Consider the following 20,160-nt stretch of genomic DNA (forward strand, 5'->3'; position numbering starts at 1 on the left):
GCCCGGAAGAAAGCACCACATGGGTCTCACCAGCAAGAAAGTGCTGCTTCTTGCCGTTCTCGTCGCGGTGGCACTGTTCGTCCTGACGATCTGGCTCTGGCCGCGGCTCTCCAAGGGCAACTGGCGCGCCGTGCTCGGCCGCATCGGACTGCTCTTCGCCACGCAGCTCTCGCTCTTCGCGGCCATCGGCCTCTTCGCCAACAACACCTTCGGCTTCTACGCCTCCTGGGCCGACCTCTTCGGCCAGGAGCAGGAGCCGGGCGTGGTCACCAACTACAAATCGGGCACGAACGGCACCAGCCTCAAGATGCTGGGCACCGAGCGCCTGAGCATCCAGGGCGCCTCCGTCCCGGCGACCGCCGGCCGGCTGGACAAGGTCCTGATCCGCGGCGATAAGTCCAAGATCGCCAGCCCGGCGTACGTCTACCTGCCGCCGCAGTACTTCCAGCCGCAGTACGCGCACAAGAAGTTCCCGGCGGCGGTGATCCTCACCGGCTACCCGGGCACCGCCGAGGCGCTGTACAAGAAGCTGCACTACCCGCAGACCCAGTACGCCCTGCTCAAGGACAACCGCGTCCAGCCGACCGTCCTGGTGATGATGCGCCCGACCGTGGCCCCGCCGCGGGACACGGAGTGCGTGGACATACCCGACGGCCCCCAGACCGAGACGTTCTTCGCGCACGACCTGCGCCACGACATCAGCGGCGAGTACCGCGTCGGCAAGGACGCCAAGAGCTGGGGCATCATGGGCGACTCCACGGGCGGCTACTGCGCCCTGAAGCTGACCATGCGGAACCCCCACGCGTACTCCACCGCGGTCTCGCTCTCCGGCGACTACAAGGCACCGATCGACGCCACCACCGGCGCCCTGTTCGGCGGCAGCAAGCAGCTGGAGCGGGAGAACGACCTGCACTGGCGCCAGCAGCACCTGCCCGCTCCTCCGGTGAACCTGCTGGTCACCAGCAGCAAGCACGGCGAGAGCAACTACAAGCCCACGCTGAGGTTCATCGAGGGCACCAAGTCGCCGTCCAAGGTCGCGTCGATCATCCTCGACAGCGGCGGCCACAACTTCAACACCTGGCGCCGGGAGATCCCGGCCGCCCTGGAATGGATGGGCGGCCGCCTCAAGGCCTGACCAGGCCCCACGCACCCGGGCGCGGCCCGGGGCCCCGGCGTCAGCCGCGGGCCCCGGGCCGCGCTCCGTTCTTCCGGCTGCCGCGCCGCAGGGCGCGGCGACGGCCGGCGCGCACCGGCCTCAGCGGGCCAGTATCAGGCTCATCGCCTCGGCCCGCGTCGCGGGATCGCGCAGCTGCCCCCGCACCGCGGACGTCGTCGTCTTCGCGCCCGGCTTGCGCACCCCGCGCATGGTCATGCACATGTGCTCGCACTCGATGACCACGATCACCCCGCGCGGCTCCAGGATCTTCATCAGCGAGTCGGCGATCTGGGTGGTCAGCCGTTCCTGGACCTGGGGGCGCCGCGCGAACACGTCGACCAGCCGGGCCAGCTTCGACAGTCCGGTGATCTTCCCGTCGGTGGACGGGATGTAGCCCACGTGGGCCACCCCGACGAACGGGACCAGGTGGTGCTCGCAGTTCGAGACCACCTCGATGTCCTTGACCAGCACCATCTCGTCGTGGCCGAGGTCGAAGGTGGTGGTCAGCACGTCCTCGGGCTTCTGCCACAGACCGGCGAAGATCTCCCTGTACGCCCGGGCCACCCGCGCCGGCGTCTCCAGGAGGCCCTCACGGTCCGGGTCCTCACCCACTGCGATGAGCAACTCGCGCACGGCGTCCGCGGCACGCTTCTCGTCAAACGTGCCGATCGCGCCGCCCTCGACGTCCAGCGTCACAGGGTCCGTCATTGGTGCCTCGTTCCTTCTGGGCCCGCTCGAAAACGCGGAATGCCGCGCCCCCCAGGCTAAAACCTTGGGGGGCGCGGCGGGTATTCCGGGGCCGGACGGCCGTCGATCAGCTCTCCGGACGCGGTTCCTCGGTGCTCTCCGCCTTGTCCATGGAGACCGACGGTGCCGCGGAGCCGTTGGCCGGGGCCAGCTCCTTGGGCGTCAGCACCGGCGGACGGGTCGAGGGCGTACGGCGCGAGGAGCCGGTCCACGCCGGGCGGGCCGGACGCTTCACGATGTGCTTGAAGACCTCGGCGATCTGCTCCTTGTTCAGGGTCTCCTTCTCCAGGAGCTCCAGAACGAGGTTGTCGAGCACGTCGCGGTTCTCGACCAGGATCTCCCACGCCTCGTTGTGCGCGGTCTCGATGAGCTTCTTGACTTCCTCGTCGACCAGCGCGGCGACCTCTTCCGAGTAGTCGCGCTGGTGCGCCATCTCGCGGCCCAGGAACGGCTCGGAGTTGTCCGAGCCGAACTTGATCGCGCCGAGCCGCTCGGTCATGCCGTACTGCGTGACCATCGCGCGGGCGGTGGCGGTCGCCTTCTCGATGTCGTTGGCGGCACCGGTGGTCGGGTCGTGGAAGACCAGCTCCTCCGCCGCGCGCCCGCCCAGCATGTACGCCAGCTGGTCGAGCATCTCGTTGCGGGTGGTGGAGTACTTGTCCTCGTCGGGCAGGACCATGGTGTAGCCCAGTGCCCGGCCGCGGGACAGGATCGTGATCTTGTGGACCGGGTCGGAGTTCGGCGAAGCCGCCGCGACCAGGGCGTGCCCGCCCTCGTGGTACGCGGTGATCTTCTTCTCCTTCTCGGACATGATCCGGGTCCGCTTCTGCGGACCGGCCACGACGCGGTCGATCGCCTCGTCCAGGAAGTGGTTGTCGATCAGCTTCGCGTCGCTGCGGGCCGTCAGCAGGGCGGCCTCGTTCAGGACGTTGGACAGATCGGCACCGGTGAAGCCGGGGGTGCGCTTGGCGACGGCCGAGAGGTCGACGTCCGGCGCGACCGGCTTGCCCTTCTGGTGGACCTTGAGGATCTCCAGCCGGCCCTGCAGGTCCGGGCGGTCGACGGCGATCTGCCGGTCGAAACGCCCGGGGCGCAGCAGCGCCGGGTCGAGGATGTCTGGCCGGTTGGTGGCGGCGATCAGGATCACGCCGCCCTTCACGTCGAAGCCGTCCATCTCGACGAGGAGCTGGTTGAGGGTCTGCTCGCGCTCGTCGTGACCGCCGCCGAGACCCGCACCGCGGTGCCGGCCGACGGCGTCGATCTCGTCGACGAAGACGATCGCCGGGGCGTTCGCCTTGGCCTGCTCGAAGAGGTCACGGACCCGGGAGGCACCGACACCGACGAACATCTCGACGAAGTCGGAACCGGAGATCGAGTAGAACGGCACGCCCGCCTCGCCCGCGACGGCGCGCGCGAGGAGCGTCTTGCCCGTACCGGGCGGGCCGTAGAGCAGCACGCCCTTCGGGATCTTGGCGCCGACGGCCTGGAACTTCGCCGGCTCCTGGAGGAACTCCTTGATCTCGTGGAGCTCCTCGACGGCCTCGTCGGCACCCGCGACGTCCGAGAAGGTCGTCTTGGGGGTGTCCTTGGTGATCAGCTTCGCCTTCGACTTGCCGAAGTTCATCACCCGGGAGCCGCCGCCCTGCATCTGATTCATCAGGAACAGGAAGACGACCACGATGAGCACGAACGGCAGCAGCGAGAGCAGCACGCCGACGAACGGGTTCTGCTTCGACGGCGAGACGGTGTAGCCGTCCTTGATCTCGCCGGTCTGGTACTTGGCCTGCAGGTTCTTCGCCAGGTCAACGCCCTGGTCGCCGATGTAGCTGGCCTGAATCTTGTTGGAGCCGGAGACCTTGTAGTCGCCGGACAGCTCGACCTTGATCTTGTTCTCGTCGCCGGTGGTCAGCTCGGCGGATTTCACCTTGTTGTCAGCGATCGCCTTGACGACCTGACCGGTGTCCACCGTCTTAAAGCCGCCGGACGAGCCGACGACCTGCATCAACACGACCACGGCGAGGACGGCCAGCACGATCCACATGACCGGCCCACGGAAGTATCGCTTCACGTCCATCCATACGGAGCCGCCTAAGGCCCCGTCCCTCCTGCCACAGTGAGGCACAACGCCCTCGGGAGGGCTGGTCGTGCGTACGGTGTCGTATTACTCGCCCGAAAACAGATTGCCTTCGGACGGTACCCCAGCATTGTCACCCGGCGCCTGCGCCGACAGTGAACAACGAAGCCGGGGATTCCCCTCTCCCTGCTCCAACGGCGGGAAACCCCGAAGGGTTCCCGCCGGGCAGCACGGGCTGTCCGAGCACCCGTCCGGCACGGTGACCGGCGAGCGCAGGAACGCTCTCAGCCGCCGTACACGTGGGGCGAGAGGGTACCGACGAACGGCAGGTTGCGGTACTTCTCCGCAAAGTCCAGGCCATAGCCCACGACGAATTCGTTGGGAATGTCGAAGCCGATCCACTTCACGTCGATCGCCACCTTGGCCGCGTCGGGCTTCCGCAGCAGCGTGCAGACCTCCAGCGAGGCGGGCTCGCGCGAGCCGAGGTTGGACAGCAGCCACGACAGCGTCAGGCCCGAGTCGATGATGTCCTCGACGATCAGGACGTGCTTGCCCTTGATGTCGGTGTCCAGGTCCTTGAGGATGCGGACCACGCCGGAGGACTGGGTGCCCGCGCCGTAGGAGGACACGGCCATCCAGTCCATCGTGACGGGAGTGGACAGGGCACGCGCCAGGTCCGCCATCACCATCACCGCGCCCTTGAGGACACCGACGATGAGCAGGTCCTTGCCCGCGTACTCCGCGTCGATCTTCGCAGCCAGCTCCGCCAGCTTCGCGTCGATCTCTTCCTTAGTGATGAGCACCGACTGAAGGTCGGAGCCCATGTCCTTGTCGTCCACCCGTGCCACTCTCGCTCGGTTCGGTGTGCAGGTCAGTCGTGGAGCTCACGGCGGGAACCGGACGTGAGCTCACGAAACAGGGCGCGGTCTCCTGCGGCTCAGCCCTGCCGAATGACCAGTCTGCCACCCTGCCGTCGCACACCCACCCGCCCGGGGAGGTTGATGGCCCCCTGCCCCCGCCAGGCCGTGATCAGTCGGTCCACTTCCTCGATGTGCCGGGCGAAGAGCGAACCGGCCGGCGAACCCGCGGCGATGACCGCCCGGCGCAGCACCCGGCGGCGCACCGCGGGCGGCAGCCCGAAGAGCCCCGCGACGTCGAGGGTGCCGGCCTCGTCGACGACCGCCGTCTCGGCCTCGGCGGCCCAGGCGTCCAGTGCGTCGGCGTCGTCACGGGACAGCTGCGCGGTCCGCGCCAGGGCCTCCACGACGCCCTTGCCCAGGCACTTCTCCAGGGCGGGCAGCCCCTCGTGGCGCAGTCGCGAGCGGGTGTAGGCGGGATCGGTGTTGTGGGGGTCGTCCCAGACGGGCAGCGCCTGGATGAGGCAGGCCGTGCGGGCGGTCTGCCGGTCCACGTCCAGGAAGGGGCGGCGGTAGCGGCCGTTCGTCCCGGCTGCGGCGGCCATCCCGGAGAGCGAGCGGATCCCGGAACCGCGGGCCAGCCCGAGCAGGACGGTCTCCGCCTGGTCGTCGCGGGTGTGCCCGAGGAGGACCGCACTGGCGCCGTGGCGGTCGGCGGTGGCGTCCAGGGCGGCGTAGCGGGCGTCCCGGGCGGCCGCTTCCGGGCCGCCGGCCCGGCCCACCTCGACGCTGACCACGTCGACGGGGTCGAGTTTGAGGGCCCGCAGGCGCAGCGCGACCTCGGCGGCGCGGAGGTCGGAGCCTTCCTGGAGGCCGTGGTCGATGGTCACGCCCCCGGCGCGGACGCCCAGCTTGGGGGCCTCGAAGGCGAGGGCGGAGGCGAGCGCCATCGAATCGGCGCCGCCGGAGCAGGCGACGAGCACGAGCGGGGCACCGTGCTGGTCCTGCGCGCAGTGGTGGTTGAGCACGTCGTGGAGTACGCGGCGGACCGCCAGGCGTATCGCGGCGACCGCTGGATGGGGACCCATGTCCGTTTCCAATCGTTCAGCTGGGGGTGAGCCTCGGGCCGTGGACGACACTTCGTCACACAGAGTGCCTAGATGGTGACAGAGGCGAGCAGTTCCCCGAGCATTGCACGCCTATCCATCGGTCACGGTCCCTCAGACGGGTGATTGGAGGGGCGCTCTTCTGCCGCACGGCGTGCCCAGCTCACGATCCGTGCTTACGGTGCTCCCTCCGCCTTCCGGTGCACCCGCGCGACCCAGTCCGCCGGTTTGGCGATCTCCAGTTTGGTGGGGAGGGTGTTCGGCGACGTCCAGATGCGGTTGAAGCCGTCCATGCCGACCTCCTCGACGACGGACCGCACGAACCGCTCGCCGTCACGGTACTGCCGGAGCTTCGCGTCCAGTCCCAGCAGCTTCCGCAGCGCCACGTCCAGTCGGCCCGCGCCGCTGGCCCGCCGCTTCTGGAACTTCTCCCGGATCTCCGCCACCGAGGGCACCACCTCGGGGCCCACCCCGTCCATGACGAAGTCGGCGTGCCCCTCCAGCAGCGACATCACCGCGGTCAGCCGCCCGAGGATCTCCCGCTGCGCGGGCGTCTGCACCAGGTCCACCAGCGACCGGCCCTCGTCGCCCTCCTCGCCCTCCGGCTTGGCACCGGCCAGCGACTGCGCGGCCTCCCGCAGCCGCTCCAGCAGCGCCCCCGGGTCGATGTCGGTCTCCGCGAGGAAGGACTGGACCTCGCCCTCGATGTGGTCCCGCAACCAGGGCACGGCGCTGAACTGGGTCCGGTGGGTCTCCTCGTGCAGGCACACCCAGAGCCGGAAGTCGTGCGGCGCCACGTCGAGCTCCCGCTCCACGTGGACGATGTTCGGCGCCACCAGCAGCAGCCGGCCGCCCTGCGTCCCCGCCGGCAGCTCGCGCGAGGCCGGGGCGAACGTCTCGTACTGGCCCAGCACCCGCGAGGCCAGGAACGACAGCAGCATGCCGAGCTCGACCCCGGTCACCTTGCCGCCGACCGCCCCGAGCACCGCACCGCCGGGCGTCGAGGACCGCCGGTCCTCCATCTTGGCGAGCAACGGCTTCAGCACCGCCCGGAACCCCGCGACGTTGGCCCGGATCCAGCCGGGCCGGTCCACCACCAGGACCGGTGTGTCGTGCGGCGCCGGCTCGCCCTCCGCGCCGGGCTGAGCCATCCGGGTGAACGCGCGGACGTGGGTCTCGGACGCCTTGGCGTGCTTGCGCAGCTCGGCGACGATCGCCCGCGCCTCGTCCCGGCTCACCTCCGGTCCGGGCCGTACGAACCGGGTCGCGGTCGCCACCGCGAGATTCCAGTCGACCATCTCCGCACCACCGATGCTCGTCATGGGTTCACCGTACGGGCCCGGTCCGCCGTGGGGTAGCCGACCGGGACGGTCGGCGCAGGTTGCCGGGTGTCCGGTGCCCGTCGGGCCGGGGCGCCGCCCGCCCTGCGGCCACCGGACGCCCGCTAGCGGCAGCCGCAGTTGGCGACCGTGGAGGCCATCCGGTCCAGGGCCTTCTGGGCGGCCTGGGGGTCGGTGGTGCCGGTGGTCATGAAGGCGAAGGCCAGCAGCCGCCCGTCGGCGTCGACGACGGTGCCGGCGAGGGTGTTCACGCCGGTGAGGGTGCCGGTCTTGGCGCGCACGGTGCCGGCGCCGGCGGTGTCGCCCACGTAACGGCCGCTGAGGGTCCCGGTGAAGGCGGCGACCGGGAGGCCGGTGACGATCGGCCGCAGGTCGGGCTGGTTGGGCGCGGCGGCGGCCAGCAGCAGGTGCGAGAGCAGGTTCGCGGAGACCTTGTCGTCCCGGTCCAGGCCGCTGCCGTCCTCGAAGACCGCGCCGGCCAGCGGCAGGTGCTGGGCGGCCAGCGCGTCCCGCACGGCCGCGGCGGCGCCGTCGAAGCTGGCGGGCCGATGGGAGGCGAGCGCGGTCTGGCGGGCCAGCGCCTCGGCGATGTCGTTGTCGCTGTAGGTCAGCATCCGCTCGACGAGGTCGGACAGCGGCAGCGAGTGGACGACGGCGATCCGCTCCGGGGACTTGGGGGCGCGGGCCGCACCGGGCTCCCCCTTGACCGTGATCCCGCGCTCCTTGAGGAGGCCGGCGAACGTGCGGGCGGCGTCACCCGCGGGGTCGGTGGAGCGCGGCGCGGTCCCGTGGTCGCTGTCGTCGAGGCGGGCCTCGTCGGTCATCAGGGCGGTGACCGGGGCGATGTTCTCGTTGGGACCGATGGGGTGCTCGACCGGCCCCGTGTAGGCGGAGGCGTCGTAGTCGAGGCCGACGGTGGTGCGCCCGCGCTGCTTCAGGGCGCGGGCGGTGGCGTCGGCGAGGTCCGCCAGGCTGGCCGGCCGGTCGCCGGCGCCGGCCCCGGGCGCCCGGGCGGTGAGCGTCGGGTCGCCGCCCCCCACCAGGACGATCCGGTCCTTGCCGGCCAGCACGACGCCGGTGTCGATGCGGTGGTCGGCGCCGAGCCGGGAGAGCGCGGCCACCGCGGTGGCCAGCTTGACCGTGGAGGCGGGGGTGGCCGCCTCGTCCTGCTTCGCGCCGAAGACCTGCCGGCCGTTCGTCACGTCCACGACGGAGGCGGTGCGCAGCGGGCCCAGTGCCGGATCGGCCAGCAGCGGCGCCAGGGCGTCGGCCAGCCCGGCGCCGGTGGGCACCGGCGCGGCCCCCCGGCCCACCGCACCGCGCGCGGGCCCGCCGAGCGCGGTCAGCACGGCCGGCGCGCTGGGCGCCGGGCCGGGCGCCCGGCCGTCATCGTGATGCTCGCCACCTGTCGTCGGAGCGGGGACCGCCGCCGCCCGCTCGGCCGTACGCTGACCGGAGTCCCACGGCCCGGCCGCCGCGACCGCGACGACCGCGACCGACAGACCGGTGGCGGCGGACAGCGCGGTCAGTTGCCAGGTCTGCCGCGTGTGCCGGGGTGCGGCCTGCCACGCCTGCTGGGCAGCGTCCGACGTCACGTGTGCAGCGCGCTGTGCACCGCGTGCCGCGGTGCGTGCGCAGCGCCCGGCCCGGCGTGCCACCACCCGCGCGGAACGCTGTGCCGATTGCCATCTGACCTGCCATGTTCGGGTCTCGGGCACTTCGGACCAGCCCCTTTCGCCACCACACACCTGCGTGGGGGACACTTAATCACCAGACGTATGTGTTGATCATGGAGGAGCCACCCGTGGAGTTCGACGTCACCATCGAGATCCCGAAGGGTTCGCGGAACAAGTACGAGGTGGACCACGAGACCGGTCGGATCCGCCTGGACCGTCGACTCTTCACCTCGACCAGCTACCCGGCCGACTACGGCTTCGTCGAGGACACCCTGGGCGAGGACGGCGACCCGCTGGACGCCCTGGTCATCCTTGACGAGCCGACCTTCCCCGGTTGCCTCATCAAGTGCCGTGCCATCGGCATGTTCCGGATGACGGACGAGGCCGGCGGCGACGACAAGCTGCTGTGCGTCCCCGCCTCCGACCCGCGCGTTGAGCACCTCCGCGACATCCACCACGTCTCGGAGTTCGACCGCCTGGAGATCCAGCACTTCTTCGAGGTCTACAAGGACCTGGAGCCCGGCAAGTCCGTCGAGGGCGCCAACTGGGTCGGCCGCACCGACGCCGAGGCCGAGATCGAGCGCTCGTACAAGCGCTTCGAGGCGCAGGGCGGGCACTGACCCGACCGGAGCCGGGCCGGTGGGCGGGGCGGGGTTCTCCGGAGCCCCGCACGCCCGCCGGCCCGCTCTGATTTTCGTACGCGAACGGGCGGCACCCATCTGGGGGCCGCCCGTCGTCCGTGTCGCGGGTCCGTCGCCTAGAAGCCGCGGGTCCGCTTCGCCGCGCGGCGGCCGGCGCCCGCCTCGGTGAGGCCCGGCGCCCGCAGGAACAGCCGGGCGACCTCGCCACCGAGGTTGACCCCGACGGCGATCGCCAGCGCCAGCGAGGCGGCCTTGATCAGGGAGGAGAAACCTTCCAGCAGGTTGCCCTGGGCGAAGTTGAGCAGTCCGAAGTAGGTCGCACTACCGGGCAGCAGCGGCCCGATCGCCGCGGTCACGTACGGCAGCGCCGAGGCGTAGCGGTACCGGGAGAGCAGTTGGCCGAAGAGGCCGACGAGCCCGGCGGCGATCGCGGTGGAGGGCACCGCGTTGAATCCGGCGGTGACGGTCAGCGCCCCGTAGACCACCCACGCAACCCCGCCGTTTATGGTCGCAAACGCCACCGTGTGCCGCTCCTGTTGGAGCAGGACGCAGAACGCCAGCGCCAGCAGCATCGACGCCACGATCTGCACCCCGGGCTCGTTGTAGAGCTGCAGCGCCTGCTCCGGGTTGAGCCGCTTGAGGCCGGGATCGAGCTGGAGCCCGATGTAGAGCACGGACAGCACACCGACGACGATGCCGACGATCAGGTAGCCGACCTCCAACAACCGGGCGGCGGCGGTGATGTAGTAGCCGGTCAGCCCGTCCTGCACGCTGGCGACCAGCGCCCGCCCCGGGATCAGCGCGAACAGCCCACCGGTGATCACCGCGGACGACTGCACGTTGGAATGCGCCAGGGCGAAGACCAGACCTATCGCCGCCGGCGGCATCGCCGCGACCACGAACTGGTAGAACTCCGGCAACCCGCGCGCCGACGCCAACCAGGCGATCCGGTCGCCGAGCATCGAGCCGATCGCCGCCGCGACGAACACCAGCGTCCCGCCGCCGACCAACATGCTCGCCGCGCCGGACAGCAGCCCGGAGGACAGCGTCAGCGCCCAACTCGGGTACGGGTGCCGGTTGCGTCGGATCTCCGCCAGGCCGCGGTACGCCTCTTCGAGGCTGATCCCCTCCGAGGTGATCTCGTCGACCAGCCCGAAGACCGCGGACAGCCGGTTGTAGTCGACGCCGCGCCGCCGCACCGTCCGGCTCGCGGTGACCGGGTCGTCGACCAACGACGGCTGGTACGAGATCGACAACAGGGTGAAGGTGACGGTCGGCTCGACCCGCTCCAGGCCGTAGGCGTGCGCCACACCGAACATCGCCGCCTCGACGTCCTCGGCGCCCTCGCCGCCCGCCAACAGGATCTCGCCGATGCGCAGCGTCAGGTCCAGGACACGGGGCACGGCGGGGCCGCCGCCCTCCTCCTCCGTCCGCTCCGCCCGCTCGGGCACCGGCCGCTCGTGGACCGGCATCCGCAGCATGGTCCGCATCCGGTCCTGCCACGGCGCTTCCTTGGTCAGGCTGAGCACCGGTATGCCGTGCGGCGGCGTGAACGTCGGCAGCCGGGTCTGCCCCGTGGTGCTCCCCGGCGGGGCGAACGCCGACCCCTCCGGCTCGGTCGACGCGTCCGGCCGCAGCCCGTCAGGCAACGAAAACTCGGAAGTGGGGTGCTCCTCGTCGGGCGGCGGCGGCAACGGCACGCCCAACGGCGGGGTGAAGGCGCTGCGCGCCTCGTCCGACGGTTTGCGCTCGTCGGCGGGACCGGCCTGCTCCGAGGTGCCGTTGCCGTTGCTCCGACCGCTGCCGCCGTTACTGCTGCCGCGTGGTGGATCCGACGCCACGTCTCTCCGCTCCTCGTCCCTACGCCTCCTGCCGACCGGTCATGCACACGATGCCGCATGCGGGGTCCCGGCGCTTCCCCGGGGGGCCTCACACGTTCGACGCACCGCGCGCCAAGGTTTCGGGTGCCCGCGTCACGACCCGACATGCCGCCGCGCGGGGTGGGCTTCCCACGTTGTCGGCCGTCCCGCCGTGGGGGGTTGCCGTTTGCGCCTGGCGGCGCGGGCCTCTTCCCACGTTGTGGGGTTCCCCGCCGTGGGGGTTGCCGTTTTGCGCCTGCGGCGCGGGGCCGCTGCGCGGGGCGTCGTCGTACGTCTCCGGCTGTCCCGCCATGGGGGTTTCTTTTGCGCCTGCGGCGCGGGGCCGCTGCGCGGGGCGTCGTCGTACGTCTCCGGCCGTCCCGCCGTGGGGGTTTCTTTTGCGCCTGCGGCGCGGGCTGGTTGTCCGCTGCGCGGGGCTGTTGGGTGCGGTGCCGGGGGTGGGGGGGGGGGGGGGGGGGGGGGGGGGGGGGGGGGGGCCCCCCAACCCCCCCCCCCCCCCCCCCCCCCCCCCCCCCCCGACCCCACAGCCGTCACCCACCACCCACCTGGCGCCCCCGCCCCAACACCCCCTCCGCCGAAGGCGGGCACCCCCGCGGCGGAGCAGCCGACGACGCACGGAGGGCCCCCGCCCGCAGCGCGGACGCCGTACGGCGGGAAAGCCGACAACGTGGGGGTACCGTCGGGACAGAACGGTCTGACGAGGGAGACGAGAAACGTGGCAGGTATGCCGTGGGTGCGGGGCGCGGACGACGGCGCCGACCCGTTCGGTACGGCCCGGTTGCGGCGCGGCGTGCTGGATGCCTGGGCCGCCTCGCCGGCCCGGTTCCGGGAGGACGCCAACGCCGAGGAGGACCTCGCGCTCGGCGGCTATCGCGACCGGCTCGCCGTGGAGCTGGCGCAGAACGCGGCGGACGCGGCGGGCCGGGCCGGTGTCCCCGGCCGGCTGCGGCTGACCCTGCACCCCGCCGACGGTGACGCGCCCGCGGTGCTCGTCGCCTCCAACACCGGTGCCCCGCTGGACGCCACTGGCGTCGAATCGCTCTCCACGTTGCGCGCCTCCGCGAAGCGGGAGAGCAGCGTGGCGGTCGGCGCGGTCGGCCGGTTCGGCGTCGGGTTCGCCGCGGTGCTGGCGGTCAGCGACGAGCCGGCGCTGGTGGGCCGCACCGGCGGCGTCCGCTGGTCGCTCGCCGAGGCCCGGGAGCTGGCCGAGGCGGTGGCCGCGCACAGCCCCGGCCTGGGCGGCGAACTCCGTCGCCGCGAGGGCCACGTACCGCTGCTGCGGCTGCCGTTGCCCGCGGAGGGCACCGCGCCCGAGGGGTACGACACCTCGGTGGTGCTGCCGCTGCGCGACGGGGCGGCGCAGGACCTCGCCGAGCGGCTGGTGGCCGGGATCGACGCGGCGCTGCTGCTGACCCTGCCCGGGCTGGCCGAGGTCGTGGTGGAGACGCCGGAGGGCGTGCGGACGTTGACCCGCCGTCAGGACGAGCGGTACGTCCGCATCGAGGACAGCGAGCGGGGGGCGACCCGGTGGCGGGTGACCACCGACGGCGGTCCGTTGGACGCGGCGCTGCTGGCGGACCGCCCGGTGGAGGAGCGGCTGCGGCCGTCCTGGTCGGTGACCTGGGCGGTGCCGGTGGACGAGACGGGTGCGCCGGTGCGGCCGGGCACCGCACCGGTGTTGCACGCGCCGACCCCGACCGACGAGCCCCTGGGCCTGCCCGCGTTGCTCATCGCCTCGTTCCCGTTGGAGCCGACCCGGCGGCACGTCGCCCCGGGCCCGCTCGCCGACTTCCTGGTGGGCCGGGCGGCCACCGCCTACGCGGGGCTGCTCGGCGACTGGCAGCCGGTGTCGGCCGGCACCCTGGACCTCGTACCGGGACCGTTGGGCAAGGGCTGGTTGGACGGTGAACTCCGTCGGCAGATCGTGGAGTCGCTGCCGCGGGTGCGGTTCCTGCCGAGCGCGGCGGCGGCCGGGGCGGAGCGGGCCGCCGCGGGGGACGAGGACGCCGAGGACGCAGAGCGGTACGTGCTGCGGCCGGTGGACGCGGAGTTGGTGGAGGGCGCCGGTGCGGCGACCGTCGGGGTGCTGGCGGAACTCTTCCCCAGCCTGCTGCCGGCCGGCCTCGAACGGCGCCCGGAGCTGCGGGCGCTGGGCGTGGCCCGGGTGCCGCTCACCGAGATGATCGACCGGCTGGCCGGCGTGGACCGGTCGCCGCAGTGGTGGTGGCGGCTCTACGACGCGCTGGCCGGCACCGACCCGGACCGGCTCAGCGGGCTGCCGGTGCCGCTGGCGGGCGCCGGGCGGACCGCCATCGGGCCGCGCCAGGTGCTGCTGCCGCTGCCCGACGGCGGCCCGGACGTCGAGGGCGAGGCCGCCGACCGGCACCGCACCCTGGCCCGGCTGGGGCTCAAGGTCGCCCACCCGGACGCGGTCCACCCGCTCCTGGAGAAGCTCGGGGCCACTCCCGCCGCACCCCGCGCCGTACTGACGACCCCTCAGGTGCGGGCGGCGGTCGCGCACTCGTTGGACGCCGACGAGGACGCCTACGACGTCTTCGAGGACGAGTTGGCGCCGGGCGCCGGGGTGCCGCTGGGGGCGGAGGAGCTGGCCGAGGCGGTCCTCGGGCTGGTCCGGGACGCCAACCTGGCGCCCGGGGACGAGCCGTGGCTGGCCGCGCTGGCCCTGCCGGACGAGGACGGCGAACTGGCGCCGGCGGGCGAACTGGTCTTCCCCGGGAGTGACTTCGAGCAGGTCATCAGGGAAGGCGAACTCGCCGCATGTGAGGCGGAGTTGGCGGAGCGGTGGGGTGAGCAGCCGCTCACCGCGGTGGGGGTGCTGGCCACCTTCGCGCTGGTCCGGGCCACCGACGTGGTGCTCGACCCGGACGAACTGGAGCCGCGGGACAGTGAGTTCCCCGAGCCCGACGACGCCGGACTGCTGGACGCCGTCGACGTGTGGTGCGAGGACGTCCTCGACACGCTGCCGGAGACGCCGGTCCCCCCGGTCGTCACCGAACTGGTCGCGGTCCGCGACCTCGACCTGGTCGCCGACGACGCCTGGCCGCGGGTCCTGGAGATGCTCTCCCAGCCGCCGCTGCGGGACGCCCTGACCGCGCCGGTGCGGGTGCTGCTGCCCGACGGCACCACGGAGTCGGTGCGGCCGTACACCGCCTGGTGGCTGCGCGGCCACCCGGTGCTGGACGGCCGACGGCCGGCCGGACTGCGCGCCGCCGGCGGCGATCCGCTGCTGGCCGGACTGTACGAGGCGGCCGACGCGGGGCAGGTCGACGCCCAGGTGCTGCGTGCCCTCGGGGTCCGCACCTCGGTCGGTGCGCTGCTCGACGAACCGGGCGGCGCGGCCGAACTGCTGGGCCGGCTCGCCGACCCGGACCTCCGGGCGGGCGCCGGGCAACTGCACTCCCTGTACGGCCTGTTGGCCGACCTCGACCCGGACCAGGTGACGCTGCCCGAGGATCTGCGGGCGGTCGTCGACGGGACGGTGCGGGTGGTGGACGCCGCCGACGCGCTGGTCGCCGACGCGCCGGACCTGATGCCGCTGGCCGGCGACCGCGCGCTGCTGCCGGTGCGGCCGGCCCGCGCCACGGAGTTGGCCGAACTCTTCCAGGTGCGGCGGCTGAGCGAGGCGGTCGTCGCGGAGGTCCGCTCCGACGGGGCGACGCACGACGTACCGGAGGCGGTCCGCGCCCTGCTCGGCCCGGCCACCCCCGAGGCGTACGTCGAGCACGAGGAACTGCTGGTCGAGGGCCCCGACGGGGACCTGGAACTGGACTGGCGGTGGGCCCCGGACGGCACCCTGCACGCCGCGACCCTGGAGGGCGTGGCGGCCGGTCTGGCCTGGGCCAGCGGGCAGTGGCCGCGCCGGTTCGAGGTCGCGGCGCTGCTGGAGGACCCGGAGCGGGTCGAGGAGCTGGCCCGGGCCCGGTGGTTCGACTGAGCGCGGTGCGCCGCGGGGCGTGACCGGAAGCGGATTCGACGGCGGTCGGCGGACGTACGGGTCCGGCGGCCGCCGTCGTTCTTCCGGCGGGTCGCGGCCTGGTTTCCGGTCCTTGCGGCGTCCCGCCCCAGGACCCGCGCGATTTTCGGAACGGCGGGGTCCACGGGGCGCACGGGCCGTCAAGAACGGACCTCGATGCGGAACTTGCCGGACGCCGCCAACAGGCTAGAGTGCCAGGGCGATCTTCGATCATTCTCTCGTCGCACACCGAGACCCGTCATGGGTCGGTGCCCGCCGCGGATCGGCATCCCGATTCCCGGGCCCCGTTCCTGCCGATCGCCCATCCGTCCCGCCCGCCGTCCCGCCGCTCACGAGGACCTGTTTGATGCCAGCACGGATACCCTCCCGCCCCGGGGCAGCGCCCACGCCGCTGGGCGCCGCACTGCGCACGCTGGCGGTCGTCCTCGTGGTGACCGGCGCGCTGTGCCTCGGGGCGGTCCTGCTCGTCCCGGAGTCCGTGCGCACGCCGCTCGCCTGGTCCGGGGGGACCTGCGCGGTGCTGCTGAGCGCCGCCGTGGCGACCGCGGTCTACCAGGAACGGCTGGCCCGGCACTACCGGGAGCGGATCGGCACCATCAAGACCGAGGCCGAGCGGCTGGCGAACGTCACGATGCCGGCACTGGTCGCGCAGCTGCGCGACGGGGCCTCGGTGGACACCGCGCTGGGCCGCACCGACCTGCCGGCGATCGCCGCACACCAGCGGATCGTGCGCACGCTGGCCGAGGAGGTCGGGCGCGGCGAACGGATGCGGGCCGCGGCGATGTCCGCGTGCGCCAACGCCGCCGGCCGGGTGCAGGCGCTCGCCACCGGGATGCTCGCCGACCTGCGCGAGATGGAGAACCGGCACGGCGAGGAGGTGCTGGGCGACCTGCTGAAGCTGGACCACACGACGGCGCAGGCCGGGCGGCTGGCGGACAGCATCGCGGTGCTGACCGGTGCCCGCTCCGGACGCCGGTGGAACAAGCCGATCGCCATGGAGAGCATCCTGCGCGGCGCCATGGGGCGGATCAGCGCCTACCGCCGGATCCAGCTGCACAGCAGCAGCGACATCGCGATCGCCGGCCACGCGGCCGAGGGCATCATGCACGCGCTCGCCGAGATCATGGACAACGCCGCCTCGTTCTCCCCGCCGTCCTCGCCGGTCCACGTCTACGTCGAGGAGGCGCAGGCCGGCGTGGTGGTGAGCGTCGAGGACAGCGGGCTGGTGATGGGCGAGGCCGCGTTGCAGCGCGCCCAGGAGACGGTGTCCGCGGACACCCTGGACCTGATGTCGCTGTCCGGGACGCGACTGGGGCTCGCCGTGGTCGGCTGCCTGGCCCGCAAGCACGGGCTGAACGTCTCCTTCCGGCCGTCGGCGCGCGGCGGCACGGGCGTGGTCGTCCTCATCCCGCAGCAGCTGGTCACCGAGACCCGGTCTGCGGCCGAACAGCCGGTCGCCGCCCCGATCGCGGGCGCGCCGCGGCCCGTCGTACCGGCCCCCCGACGCACCCCCGAAGCCGCGCCCGAGGAACTGCCCGCGGCCCGTCCGCAGCCGCGGCAGACGCCCCGGGAGACGCCCGGGGCGGCGGACCGGTCCGGGACGCCGGCCGACGCCCCGGCGCCGCTGCCGCGACGCACCGCCCGCAGCGGCGGCGGGACCGGAGCGGACGCCGCCCCGGCGCCCGAGTTCGGCGAGAGCGGGCTCCCCAAGCGCCGTCGTGGCCAGACCCTGGCCGCCGCCCCCATGGGGACGGAACCGGTGCGCGACGACGCGCGGCCCGCGCGTTCCCGTGCGGAGTCGGCGGCCCGGTTCCGCGCCTTCCGTCAGGCCGTCCAGGGCAATCCCGCCCCGGACGGTGCCGACGGCCCCCGAACGAGCGGCACGCCCGCGTCACCCCCAGCCCCCTCGCCAGCACGCCCGGAGGACGAGACCCGATGAACACCACTGACCACAGCCTCGACTGGATGCTGGAGAACCTCCTCCAGAAGACCCCGGGGGCCCGGCACGCCCTGGTCCTGTCGCGGGACGGGCTCAAGCTCTGCCACTCCAAGGACCTGACCGTCGACCAGGCCGACCAGCTCGCCGCGATCGCCTCCGGGATCCAGAGCCTGTCGCACGGCGCGTCCGTGGAGTTCGGGGACGGCACCGGCGGCGTGCGGCAGGCGATGACGGAGTTCCACGGCGGACTGCTGTTCATCGTCGAGGCCGGCAACGGCGCCCACCTGGCCCTGATCGCCGTCGAGGACGCCGACGTCGGCCTGATCGGCTTCAACATGAACGAACTGGTGGAGCAGATCGGCGAGTACCTCCAGGCCGCTCCGCGCGGCGAGGGCGGGCCGACGGCATGAAGCGGCTCGGTCCTGACGACGATCCGGACCGGCTCTACACCGTCACCGGCGGCCGCAGCCGGTCCGCCGACGACCACGCGCTCGACCTGGTCACCCTCATCGTCAGCGAGTCCGACCCGAGCGCGGGCATGCAGTCCGAGCACGCCCGGATCCTGACCACGTGCCGCCGCCCGACGGCCGTGGTCGAGATCTCGGCGGAGCTGCGGATGCCGGTCAGCGTGGTCCGGATCCTGCTGTCCGACCTGCTGGACCGCGGCCAGGTCACCGCCCGCCACCCGCGGGTCCCCGCCACCGCCCAACTACCCGATGCCGACCTGCTGAAGGAGGTGCTCGATGCACTCCACCGCCTCTGAGCCCGCGCACCCGGACGGAGCGACCGACGCCGACCGTGTGCCGCTGCGCGCCACCGCCGACAACGGCCTGAAGATCGTCATCGTCGGTGGCTTCGGCGTCGGCAAGACCACCATCGTCCGCTCGGTGAGCGAGATCCGACCGCTGAACACCGAGGAGACGATGACCCGGGCGGGGGTCGGCGTCGACGACCCGCGTGGCGTCGAGGGCAAGACGACCACCACCGTCGCCTTCGACTTCGGCCGGATCACCGTCAACGACAGTGCGGTGCTGTACCTGTTCGGTGCGCCCGGGCAGGAACGCTTCTGGTTCCTGTGGGACCGGCTGTTCTCCGGCACGCTGGGCGCGGTGGTGCTCGTCGACACCCGCCGGCTGGACGACTCCTGGTACGCCATCGACCGGCTGGAGGCGCACGGGATGCCGTTCATCGTCGCGCACAACGACTTCGGCGGGGACCGGCACACCCTCCAGCAGATCCGCGACGCGCTGGACCTCTCCGAGGACGTGCCGCTGATCGCCTGCGACGCCCGCGACCGGGAGTCCAGCAAGGCCGTGCTGATCGCGCTGGTCGACCACCTCTACGCCCTGTCCACCCAGGACGCCGTACCCGTTCAGGAAACCGCGGAGACCGCACCGTGAACGACCCGCAGCACTCCACCACCGGCGGCTGCCCGCTGAGCGCCGGCGCCTCCGGCACGGACGCCGTGCCGCTCTACGGCGCCGGCCTCAGCGGCGACCCGGCGCGGCTCTACCGCGAGATGCGCGCCCGGCACGGGACGGTCGCGCCGATCCTCCTGGACGGCGACGTCCCGGGCTGGTTCGTGCTCGGCTACCGCGAGCTGCACCAGGTCACCAGCAACCCGGAGCTGTTCGCCCGGGACTCCCGCCGCTGGCACGCCTGGGACCAGATCCCCGCGGACTGGCCGCTGCTGCCGTTCGTCGGCCACCAGCCGTCGGTGATGTTCGCCGAGGGCCCCGAGCACCGCCGCCGGGCGGGGGCGATCAGCGACGCGCTCACCGCGATCGACCAGTTCGAGCTGCGGCAGATCTGCGAGCGGCTGGCGGACGGGCTGATCGACGCGTTCGCCGGCTCCGGCGAGGCGGACCTGATGGCCCGCTACGCCGCCCGGCTGCCGCTGCTGGTCATCGCGGAGCTGTTCGGCTTCCCGCACACCGAGGTGCCCGAACTCGCCGCCGACATCGCCGCGTCGCTCAACGAGGACGAGGGCGCGATCGCCGCGCACCAGCGGGTCGCCGAGCGGATGCAGCGCCTGGTCAAGGCCAAGCGGTCCGCGCCCGGCGCCGACGTGCCGTCCCGACTGCTCGCGCATCCGGCCGGGTTGGCCGAGGGGGAGGTGGTGATCGACCTGCTGGTGGTGATGGCCGCCGCCCAGCAGCCGACCGCCAACTGGATCGGCAACACCCTGCGGCTGATGCTGACCGACGACCGGTTCGCGCTCAGCCTCTCCGGCGGCCGGCGCAGCGTCGGCCAGGCGCTCAACGAGGTGCTCTGGCACGACACCCCGACGCAGAACTTCATCGGGCGCTGGGCGGTCCGCGACACCCAGCTCGGCGGGCGCCGGATCCGCGCCGGGGACCTGGTGATCCTCGGCCTGGCCGCCGCCAACACCGACCCACAGGTGCGGCCGGACTTCAGCGACGCCGGCTCCGACGGCAACCAGGCCCACATGTCCTTCAGCCACGGCGAGCACTCCTGCCCCTACCCCGCCCCGGAGATCGCCGAGGTGATCGCCAAGGCCGCGGTGGAGGTGCTGCTCGACCGGCTGCCGGACGTGATGCTGGCGGTGCCGACCGAGGACCTGGTGTGGCACCCGTCGCTGTGGATGCGCGGACTGGTCAGCCTGCCGGTGGAGTTCACGCCCGCCTACACCCCGATTCCCGCGATGGGGACGGCACCCGCACCGCGCAGCTGACGGTCCCCAACTCCGCTGTGGTGCGGCCGGGTTCGTGTGAGGCGTCGGCAACTCC

Annotated in this window: 15 protein-coding genes; 8 read left to right on the forward strand and 7 right to left on the reverse strand. The window is 72.9% G+C overall.

Annotated features, from left to right (window positions below; all coding sequences use genetic code 11):
• Window positions 1–19: 19 nt before the first annotated feature.
• Window positions 20–1,135 (forward strand): alpha/beta hydrolase, encoded by a 1,116-nt coding sequence (locus tag ACLJT4_RS33900; protein WP_411128309.1) that lies wholly within the window; start codon window positions 20–22, stop codon window positions 1,133–1,135.
• Between the two features lie 120 nt (window positions 1,136–1,255).
• Here ACLJT4_RS33900 and folE read toward each other — a convergent pair whose 3' ends face one another.
• The 6 genes from folE to dacB all read right to left on the reverse strand — a co-directional run bounded on the left by folE (window position 1,256) and on the right by dacB (window position 8,998).
• Window positions 1,256–1,864 carry a GTP cyclohydrolase I FolE gene (folE, locus tag ACLJT4_RS33905; protein WP_016570641.1) on the reverse strand — a complete coding sequence of 203 codons (609 nt, stop codon included), beginning with the start codon at window positions 1,862–1,864 and terminating at the stop codon, window positions 1,256–1,258.
• A gap of 106 nt (window positions 1,865–1,970) precedes the next feature.
• Window positions 1,971–3,977, reverse strand: coding sequence for an ATP-dependent zinc metalloprotease FtsH (ftsH, locus tag ACLJT4_RS33910; protein ID WP_233661410.1), 2,007 nt, complete (start codon window positions 3,975–3,977; stop codon window positions 1,971–1,973).
• A gap of 284 nt (window positions 3,978–4,261) precedes the next feature.
• Window positions 4,262–4,801, reverse strand: coding sequence for a hypoxanthine phosphoribosyltransferase (gene hpt, locus ACLJT4_RS33915; RefSeq protein WP_016570639.1), 540 nt, complete (start codon window positions 4,799–4,801; stop codon window positions 4,262–4,264).
• Window positions 4,802–4,914: 113 nt separating this feature from the next.
• Window positions 4,915–5,922 carry a tRNA lysidine(34) synthetase TilS gene (tilS, locus tag ACLJT4_RS33920; protein WP_016570638.1) on the reverse strand — a complete coding sequence of 336 codons (1,008 nt, stop codon included), beginning with the start codon at window positions 5,920–5,922 and terminating at the stop codon, window positions 4,915–4,917.
• Window positions 5,923–6,116: 194 nt separating this feature from the next.
• Complete coding sequence (locus tag ACLJT4_RS33925) at window positions 6,117–7,262, reverse strand: zinc-dependent metalloprotease (protein ID WP_411128312.1); 1,146 nt, start codon at window positions 7,260–7,262, stop codon at window positions 6,117–6,119.
• A gap of 122 nt (window positions 7,263–7,384) precedes the next feature.
• Window positions 7,385–8,998 (reverse strand): D-alanyl-D-alanine carboxypeptidase/D-alanyl-D-alanine-endopeptidase, encoded by a 1,614-nt coding sequence (gene dacB / locus ACLJT4_RS33930; RefSeq protein ID WP_411128314.1) that lies wholly within the window; start codon window positions 8,996–8,998, stop codon window positions 7,385–7,387.
• 86 nt (window positions 8,999–9,084) lie between these two features.
• Between dacB and ACLJT4_RS33935 the strand changes: the two genes are divergently transcribed.
• Window positions 9,085–9,576, forward strand: coding sequence for an inorganic diphosphatase (locus ACLJT4_RS33935; RefSeq protein ID WP_016570635.1), 492 nt, complete (start codon window positions 9,085–9,087; stop codon window positions 9,574–9,576).
• A gap of 137 nt (window positions 9,577–9,713) precedes the next feature.
• On the opposite strand, the gene ACLJT4_RS33940 is transcribed toward ACLJT4_RS33935, so the two are convergent.
• Window positions 9,714–11,438 (reverse strand): threonine/serine exporter ThrE family protein, encoded by a 1,725-nt coding sequence (locus ACLJT4_RS33940; protein WP_411128316.1) that lies wholly within the window; start codon window positions 11,436–11,438, stop codon window positions 9,714–9,716.
• Window positions 11,439–12,201: 763 nt separating this feature from the next.
• On the opposite strand from ACLJT4_RS33940, the gene ACLJT4_RS33945 reads away from it, so the two are divergent.
• The 6 genes from ACLJT4_RS33945 (at window position 12,202) to ACLJT4_RS33970 (ending at window position 20,105) form a co-directional block, all read left to right on the forward strand.
• Window positions 12,202–15,432: a sacsin N-terminal ATP-binding-like domain-containing protein gene (locus tag ACLJT4_RS33945; RefSeq protein WP_411128380.1), complete on the forward strand. Its 3,231-nt coding sequence runs from the start codon at window positions 12,202–12,204 to the stop codon at window positions 15,430–15,432.
• A gap of 385 nt (window positions 15,433–15,817) precedes the next feature.
• On the forward strand, window positions 15,818–17,410 hold the full coding sequence (locus tag ACLJT4_RS33950; protein ID WP_411128318.1) for an ATP-binding protein: 1,593 nt from the start codon (window positions 15,818–15,820) through the stop codon (window positions 17,408–17,410).
• Window positions 17,407–17,820, forward strand: coding sequence for a roadblock/LC7 domain-containing protein (locus tag ACLJT4_RS33955; protein WP_016572416.1), 414 nt, complete (start codon window positions 17,407–17,409; stop codon window positions 17,818–17,820). Before ACLJT4_RS33950 ends, ACLJT4_RS33955 begins: the two co-directional genes overlap by 4 nt.
• The gene (locus ACLJT4_RS33960) at window positions 17,817–18,173 is read left to right on the forward strand and encodes a DUF742 domain-containing protein (protein WP_038521057.1); all 357 of its coding nucleotides are present in this window, start codon (window positions 17,817–17,819) and stop codon (window positions 18,171–18,173) included. Before ACLJT4_RS33955 ends, ACLJT4_RS33960 begins: the two co-directional genes overlap by 4 nt.
• The gene (locus ACLJT4_RS33965; RefSeq protein ID WP_411128320.1) at window positions 18,154–18,810 is read left to right on the forward strand and encodes a GTP-binding protein; all 657 of its coding nucleotides are present in this window, start codon (window positions 18,154–18,156) and stop codon (window positions 18,808–18,810) included. Before ACLJT4_RS33960 ends, ACLJT4_RS33965 begins: the two co-directional genes overlap by 20 nt.
• Window positions 18,807–20,105: a cytochrome P450 gene (locus ACLJT4_RS33970; protein ID WP_411128322.1), complete on the forward strand. Its 1,299-nt coding sequence runs from the start codon at window positions 18,807–18,809 to the stop codon at window positions 20,103–20,105. The genes ACLJT4_RS33965 and ACLJT4_RS33970 overlap by 4 nt, the downstream gene beginning before the upstream one ends.
• Window positions 20,106–20,160: the final 55 nt, after the last annotated feature.

It is taken from the genome of Streptomyces sp. x-19, assembly GCF_046549115.1.
Taxonomy (GTDB): domain Bacteria; phylum Actinomycetota; class Actinomycetes; order Streptomycetales; family Streptomycetaceae; genus Streptomyces; species Streptomyces albulus_C.

Excerpts from the sequence above, each read along its gene's own strand:
- ACLJT4_RS33925 (WP_411128312.1), bottom strand. The coding sequence starts at position 7,262 with ATGACGAGCATCGGTGGTGCGGAGATGGTCGACTGGAATCTCGCGGTG.
- ACLJT4_RS33960 (WP_038521057.1), top strand. The coding sequence starts at position 17,817 with ATGAAGCGGCTCGGTCCTGACGACGATCCGGACCGGCTCTACACCGTC.
- ACLJT4_RS33900 (WP_411128309.1), top strand. The coding sequence starts at position 20 with ATGGGTCTCACCAGCAAGAAAGTGCTGCTTCTTGCCGTTCTCGTCGCG.
- ACLJT4_RS33955 (WP_016572416.1), top strand. The coding sequence starts at position 17,407 with ATGAACACCACTGACCACAGCCTCGACTGGATGCTGGAGAACCTCCTC.
- ACLJT4_RS33950 (WP_411128318.1), top strand. The coding sequence starts at position 15,818 with ATGCCAGCACGGATACCCTCCCGCCCCGGGGCAGCGCCCACGCCGCTG.
- folE (WP_016570641.1), bottom strand. The coding sequence starts at position 1,864 with ATGACGGACCCTGTGACGCTGGACGTCGAGGGCGGCGCGATCGGCACG.
- ACLJT4_RS33965 (WP_411128320.1), top strand. The coding sequence starts at position 18,154 with ATGCACTCCACCGCCTCTGAGCCCGCGCACCCGGACGGAGCGACCGAC.
- ftsH (WP_233661410.1), bottom strand. The coding sequence starts at position 3,977 with ATGGACGTGAAGCGATACTTCCGTGGGCCGGTCATGTGGATCGTGCTG.
- hpt (WP_016570639.1), bottom strand. The coding sequence starts at position 4,801 with ATGGGCTCCGACCTTCAGTCGGTGCTCATCACTAAGGAAGAGATCGAC.
- ACLJT4_RS33945 (WP_411128380.1), top strand. The coding sequence starts at position 12,202 with ATGCCGTGGGTGCGGGGCGCGGACGACGGCGCCGACCCGTTCGGTACG.
- tilS (WP_016570638.1), bottom strand. The coding sequence starts at position 5,922 with ATGGGTCCCCATCCAGCGGTCGCCGCGATACGCCTGGCGGTCCGCCGC.